Annotated in this window: 8 protein-coding genes; 5 read left to right on the forward strand and 3 right to left on the reverse strand. The window is 43.5% G+C overall.

The window, feature by feature from the left end; all coding sequences use genetic code 11:
• Nucleotides 1-40: 40 nt before the first annotated feature.
• A complete protein-coding gene (locus ACM0OR_RS23475; protein WP_414578964.1) occupies nucleotides 41-691 on the forward strand; it encodes a hypothetical protein in 651 nt (216 codons plus the stop codon).
• Nucleotides 692-757: 66 nt separating this feature from the next.
• On the opposite strand, the gene ACM0OR_RS23480 is transcribed toward ACM0OR_RS23475, so the two are convergent.
• From ACM0OR_RS23480 to ACM0OR_RS23490, 3 genes are all read right to left on the reverse strand, one after another.
• The gene (locus ACM0OR_RS23480) at nucleotides 758-1,498 is read right to left on the reverse strand and encodes a phycobilisome rod-core linker polypeptide (protein WP_414578965.1); all 741 of its coding nucleotides are present in this window, start codon (nucleotides 1,496-1,498) and stop codon (nucleotides 758-760) included.
• Nucleotides 1,499-1,700: 202 nt separating this feature from the next.
• Nucleotides 1,701-2,294, reverse strand: a complete 594-nt coding sequence (locus tag ACM0OR_RS23485) for a hypothetical protein (protein WP_323265291.1) — start codon at nucleotides 2,292-2,294, stop codon at nucleotides 1,701-1,703.
• Entirely contained in the window at nucleotides 2,251-2,859 is a 609-nt protein-coding gene (locus tag ACM0OR_RS23490) for a phycobiliprotein lyase (protein WP_190703033.1), read from the reverse strand. The genes ACM0OR_RS23485 and ACM0OR_RS23490 overlap by 44 nt, the downstream gene beginning before the upstream one ends.
• 245 nt (nucleotides 2,860-3,104) lie before the next feature.
• Here ACM0OR_RS23490 and ACM0OR_RS23495 point away from each other — a divergent pair, with 245 nt between their 5' ends.
• The 4 genes from ACM0OR_RS23495 to ACM0OR_RS23510 all read left to right on the forward strand — a co-directional run bounded on the left by ACM0OR_RS23495 (nucleotide 3,105) and on the right by ACM0OR_RS23510 (nucleotide 6,185).
• The gene (locus tag ACM0OR_RS23495; RefSeq protein WP_190703030.1) at nucleotides 3,105-3,272 is read left to right on the forward strand and encodes an NblA/ycf18 family protein; all 168 of its coding nucleotides are present in this window, start codon (nucleotides 3,105-3,107) and stop codon (nucleotides 3,270-3,272) included.
• A 239-nt stretch (nucleotides 3,273-3,511) separates the two neighbouring features.
• Complete coding sequence (cpeB, locus tag ACM0OR_RS23500) at nucleotides 3,512-4,066, forward strand: C-phycoerythrin subunit beta (protein WP_190703028.1); 555 nt, start codon at nucleotides 3,512-3,514, stop codon at nucleotides 4,064-4,066.
• Between the two features lie 79 nt (nucleotides 4,067-4,145).
• The gene (gene cpeA, locus ACM0OR_RS23505; protein ID WP_190703025.1) at nucleotides 4,146-4,640 is read left to right on the forward strand and encodes a C-phycoerythrin subunit alpha; all 495 of its coding nucleotides are present in this window, start codon (nucleotides 4,146-4,148) and stop codon (nucleotides 4,638-4,640) included.
• A gap of 252 nt (nucleotides 4,641-4,892) precedes the next feature.
• Entirely contained in the window at nucleotides 4,893-6,185 is a 1,293-nt protein-coding gene (locus ACM0OR_RS23510; protein WP_414578966.1) for a HEAT repeat domain-containing protein, read from the forward strand.
• Nucleotides 6,186-6,226: the final 41 nt, after the last annotated feature.

The raw sequence follows: 6,226 nt of genomic DNA on the forward strand, positions 1-6,226 counted from the left end.
CTAAAAGTTTTTTAATATCAACACTGGCAATACTGCATCTATGTTTACAGAAAATCTCACGCATATTTTATTTCGTCACTGGCAGCAGACTCTCCAACCTTTTGGAGTTAACCAAATAGCTATGGAGACAGGTTTTACTCAATTAGTAGATTCCTATTCTGCTCCTCATCGTTACTACCATAATCTGAAGCACATTAATCATGTTCTGGAGATAATTCAGACTTTAAAAACTTATACTGACAACTTAGCTGCCGTACAATTGGCTGCTTGGTTTCATGATGTTGTATATGAGGCTCAAGCAAAAGATAATGAAGAAAACAGTGCTGAATATGCAGATAAATTACTCAGAAATTTAGAAATTCCTATTAATCAAATTAATACTGTTACCCATCTGATTCTCAATACTAAACACCATCAAGCCGATATAGATGATATTGATAGTCAAGTTCTATTAGATGCAGATTTAGGAATGTTAGCTGTTAGTCCAGAGCAGTATCGGGAATATGCAAATAATATTCGTCAAGAATACTCCTGGTTGTCAACATCAGAGTATGTGGTCGCACGGCAACAATTTTTGCAACAATTTTTGCAAAGGCAACAGATATATTTTACGCCTTTGATGCTTGAATTTGCTGAGATATTTGCTAGATATAATCTAAAGGCAGAACTTGAAATACTTTCCCAGTCATAAGTCAGGTCTTTGTGGTGAAATTAAGGGCTTATTCACCACAGAGACACGGAGACACAGAGAGATTATTTAGTAGGGGCCGATTTTGGTTAATAAATCAAACATGGGTAGGAAGTAGCAGGAGGCGATTAAAAACACGATGGAAGCCACTAGCCATAAAATTACATCCCTGTCAGAACTACGTAAGAAGGTTTGTAAACTAAATGGCTCACTTTGTTTATACCCTCTCATTGAAGGTGGCAACTTGTCACGATAATCAGTGCCGTAGCGTGCCATGCGTTCAAAGGGTAACTCGCCTCGGGAACGCTGGGGTAAAACCCGTCGCCGTTGGTAAGGAACGGTACTATCACCAAAGTTATCGATGTATTCTTCGCTGTTAAGCAAATCGTTAATGAAGCCTTTTAGTCCTTTGGTTGCAAGGACAATAGACCAGGAAAGTTTTTCGCGATCGCTATAAATATTCCGCCCTAGAATCCTTTGTACACAGAGTTCCACAAAGCGGTAATTATTGTTAGCATCGTAATTAAGCCGTCTAAATGAATCGGATAAGACTAATCCGCTAATAAAGTCTTTGACTGTGATCTGTCCAGCTTTGAGTTGAGATTCTAGGAAGATTTGACGATTATTCAACAGCATCTGCTGTTCATGAAAAACTTGGCGATAGGCTGCCACAATCAACACATCCATTTCACTGGCTGACAACAGGTTATCGGTTGTGTAAACTCTCGGCTGTTCATCACCAGGTATCTCAAAGCTAGTCACACGCTGATTTTGAGATGAAGGGGCATACTCCAACAAAGGAATTGACATAATGAACACCTCTATGCTGAATAAAATTCACCTAAAAAATTCCGTCATCGTATCAAATGAGCAGCAACCAATGACCGCAGCTTCCAACTACAGGTGATCTAACTGTCATCCGTGTACGGAATCTCAGAATCCAGAATACGCTTGTGTAGAGATTTCGCCTGTTGATTTGCGAAACAAAGCAGTAATTCGTAACATTTGATCGTCAGTCTTCTCCGCGCCAAAACGCTAGGGGGTTCTGAGTGGGACGGCAATCAGGATAATATCGCAGGTGAGATTCCATAGTAGATTCCCCAGAGGGGGGTGCAATTCCCAATCCAAGACAGAGGTGAGAGAGCGATCGCGCAAATTGTTCGTGGTGTCCCGGAAACCCGACATGAGCATGGGCATATTCGTGGACAACTAAGAACAACCAGTCTGCTGGCACTACTCGTCCCACATCAATCAGGATGGTAATTGGATGTGTCTGAAGGTTGCAGAGAGCATCAATTCCAAAACACTGAGCAATAGGAGCAGCACAAATTTGAATAGCAGGTTGCTCCCAAGGGTGAAAACAATCGTGGCAAGCCTGAAGATAGTTTTCCAGTTGTGTATTCACCGCATCAATATGCTCACCGATCCAAGCACATAGAGGAATGCGGTTATTCATATCATAAACCACATCTATCATCTCTGAGTCAAGAGCTAGACACCTAACTCCATAAAGGTAATCTAACCCTCGTGCCACTGGATCGGTACTGCTGGTAATGATTAATTTACCAACCAAAGAAGGAGAAGTGTTTTGTGGGTTGAGCCGCATTGTTAATCTGGTCAGGAGTCAGGTTAGAAGCAACCTCTGAAGCATCTGCAATCCGAAATTCGGTACAAAAGGTAGCAGTGCTAAAACCACCAAACCGTTTGACTGTACTAGTTCGCATCCTGAGACTGGGGCTGACGAACCAAAACCTCTCAATTGAACTCATCGTGTCGTACTCAGTCGTCAGGACTAACGCATCTTCATCATCCATGTGATAGCGTCCTGCTACTGGGACAATCTCGGCATAGCCTCGTTCTCGCAGCAATGAGCCTTGGCGGGGGTTATCGGCATCAGGAATCAGGGAGAAGACTGTAGAGCCTTCATGATTTTCTTCTTCTTTATCCCATCCCATTGCACCTTGCCAAGTTACAAAAGCACCACCGATCGCTAATTTGGGGTCAACCTCATGGAGTTGGCAAATTTCAATCACTTGAGGATGATCAGCAGCAAAGGCTTGTACCTGGATATCTGATTCCCCAGCTTCCGATCGCTTGAAGGCCAGGTGGTGTGTCGTTCGCTGCGATCGCCATCTCCCTGTACTTAGTTCAAAAAACTCCATTGCATCCATAAAAAGCTAACTCCAAACAACAAGTTGAAAACCCTCTGCTCATAAATTATAAAACGTTAAGAAGTTGCCAACAAAAACTTATACCAAAGAAGCGGACACAACTGAACTCGCTACTAAAAACAGCACACCTCGTTTATTCGTAATCGTCTAAAAGTGTCTACTTGTCAAGTAGGCGTAACTTTTGTTAACCTTATATCTAGAGGCTAGACAAACCTAAAGTTGCGAAACACTGGAGAGTAAAAACTATGGACATTCCAATGGAGCTGAACTTAGAGCAGAAATTCAACCTCAAACTTTATGAAGAGCAGGTTAAGGGATTAAGTCAGGAAGAATCTCAAAAATTTCTCTTGGAAGTGCTGCGACAGTTAATGGTCAAAGACAATATGATCAAGCATCTTCTCAAGCAGGTTTAGGCTCACATCTCAGGAAAAATACCAATTAATCGCCCCTCGTTTCGCCCCTCTCAAAGAATTTTACATAGTTTCCCCAGTCAGGGTAGTTCTGGCTGGGGTATTGTTTTTTATGTTAAGGATTGTTACTTAGTTTCTCATAACTGAGACTGAGGTAGGCATCATCTTTTATGTTCTATATTGTCTTGTTCACAGAACAGACACTCAAGTTTTATAGATAACCAATATTCAAGGAGAGCGAAATGCTTGACGCTTTTTCTAGAGCTGTAGTTTCAGCAGATGCCAGCACTTCCACCGTATCTGATATTGCTGCCCTCAGATCCTTCGTTGCTAGTGGTAACAGACGTTTGGATGCAGTAAATGCGATCGCTAGTAACGCTAGCTGCATGGTTTCTGATGCTGTAGCTGGAATGATCTGCGAAAACCAAGGTTTGATCCAAGCTGGTGGTAACTGCTATCCTAACCGTCGCATGGCTGCTTGCTTGCGCGATGCTGAAATCATCCTCCGCTATGTAACCTACGCTCTATTAGCTGGTGACGCATCAGTTCTAGATGATCGTTGCTTGAACGGTTTGAAAGAAACCTATGCGGCTCTAGGCGTACCCACCACCTCAACCGTGCGTGCTGTTCAAATCATGAAAGCTCAAGCAGCTGCTCACATTCAAGACACCCCAAGTGAGGCTCGTGCTGGTGCCAAATTGCGCAAGATGGGAAGTCCTGTTGTAGAAGATCGTTGCGCTAGCTTAGTTGCTGAAGCTTCTAGCTACTTCGATCGCGTAATTTCTGCTCTGAGCTAATTAATTGCGATTTGCAATTAACTCAACAGATTAACATCCAACACATTTTAAATTAAAAGCCTTTTGGGAGATTGAAGAAATGAAATCAGTTGTTACCACCGTTATTGCATCAGCAGATGCCGCAGGTCGTTTCCCCAGCACCTCTGATTTAGAATCAGTACAAGGTTCTATCCAACGTGCAGCTGCTCGTTTGGAAGCTGCTGAAAAGCTAGCTAACAACATTGATGCAGTTGCAACCGAAGCTTACAACGCTTGTATCAAAAAGTATCCTTACTTGAACAATGCTGGTGAAGCTAACTCCACCGATACCTTCAAAGCTAAGTGCGCTCGTGACATCAAGCACTACTTGCGCTTGATCCAGTACAGCTTGGTAGTTGGCGGTACAGGCCCCTTGGACGAATGGGGTATTGCTGGACAACGTGAAGTTTATCGTGCTTTGGGCTTGCCCACCGCTCCTTACGTTGAAGCATTAAGCTATGCTCGTAACCGTGGTTGCGCTCCTCGTGATATGTCTGCTCAAGCATTGACTGAGTACAATGCACTACTTGACTACGCTATCAACTCTTTGTCCTAGTCAATTGCTAGACTTGTAATTTGGTGACAGGTGTACATTGTTACCCTGCAAGCCCAGAAGTTCTTGGCTCTTTGCTTTGCCTGTTAAGGTTGAGTAATGGCAAAGAATCTCTGGGCTTGTTTTGTTTTAAACTAAAAATCGTGATGTATTTAGGGGTGAAATTTAAACGCAGAGGGTAAGAGAGGTAAGCGCAGAGGTACGCCAAGAGAAGGAGTATTTGTTGAGGGCTGACAGCTAACTGCTGATATATATATGGATAAACGCTTTTTTAATTTTTTTAATCTTACAGAAGACCAGGCGATCGCTCTTTTGGATACGCCTCAAGACCAGTTAAGTGAGCATGATTCACGCTATATTGCGGCTTCTCATTTGGTAAATTTCCCCACGGAGCAATCTATTAATGCGTTGATGCGGGCTGTGCAGCAAACTGACCCCAGCTTAGATAACCGCATTGTCCGCCGTAAGTCGGTGGAGACTTTGGGGCGATTGCAAGCTGAGGTAGCCATACCAGTCATTCGTAGTTGTCTGAGTGATGAAGACTGCTACACCGTGGAAAATGCTGTTTGGGCGATCGGGGAAATTGGGACTCAAGACACCGATATTCTAGAAGATGTGGCTCAATTGCTGGATAAGCCGGGGCAAACCCACCGCGTAATTATTCATACACTGACAAAGTTTAATTATCAACCTGCTCTAGAACGTATTCGCAAGTTTGTAAATGATGCTGACCCACCTACAGCAAGTGCTGCAATGGCCGCAGTTTGCCGTTTAACTGGGGACTATTCCCAGATGGGGAAGGTGGTGGCGATGTTGCAGCACTCGAATGTGTTAGGGCGGCGGTTGTCCATCCAAGATTTGATGGATGCTCGATATTATGACGCAATTCCTCATATTGCCCGATGTCCAGTATCTCTGATCTTTCGGTTGCGAGGCATTCGGACTTTAGCAGAAGCCGGAATCTCTGCGGGAGCAATTACTTTTGCCACAATTCAACCTTATTTAGAGCAGACGTTATACGACCATCCCCATGATTTGGGTTTGGTGCATAGTTACCCAAGTCCCCCAACTTTGCCAATTCTGATTCGAGGATTGTACGAAACTGACTTTGGGCGTTGCTATTTGGCAGCCAAAACTATTCTTGACTATTACGCCGATGCTGCTCCTGAAGCTTTGTTTACTACCTACACCGAAGAAGCTAATAATGACTATGGCGCACACTTCCATGTGATCAAGTTGTTCGGTTGGTTGAAACATTCCCCAGCCTACGATTTGCTGATTGAAGGATTGTATAACAAACAACCACAATTTCAAAAATCACGGGCTGCTGCGGCGATCGCTCTCGGTGAACTCGGTGAAGCACGGGCAATTCCTGAACTGAAAGCCTGTCTAGAAACCAAAATTTGGGATCTGAAGTATGCAGCTTTGATGGCACTGGAAAAACTTGGTGATACCAGTGGTTATGAACAACTCGCCAACGATGACGATTGGCTGATTCGGGAAAAAGCTAAATCACAGAAGCAGTACCGAGTTATGAGTGCTGAGTAATGAGTAATGAGTAATGAGTAATGAGTAATGAGTAATGAGTA

The sequence above is a fragment of the Anabaena sp. CCY 9402-a genome (assembly GCF_963920945.1).
In the GTDB taxonomy this organism is placed as follows: Bacteria; Cyanobacteriota; Cyanobacteriia; order Cyanobacteriales; family Nostocaceae; genus Trichormus; species Trichormus minutissimus.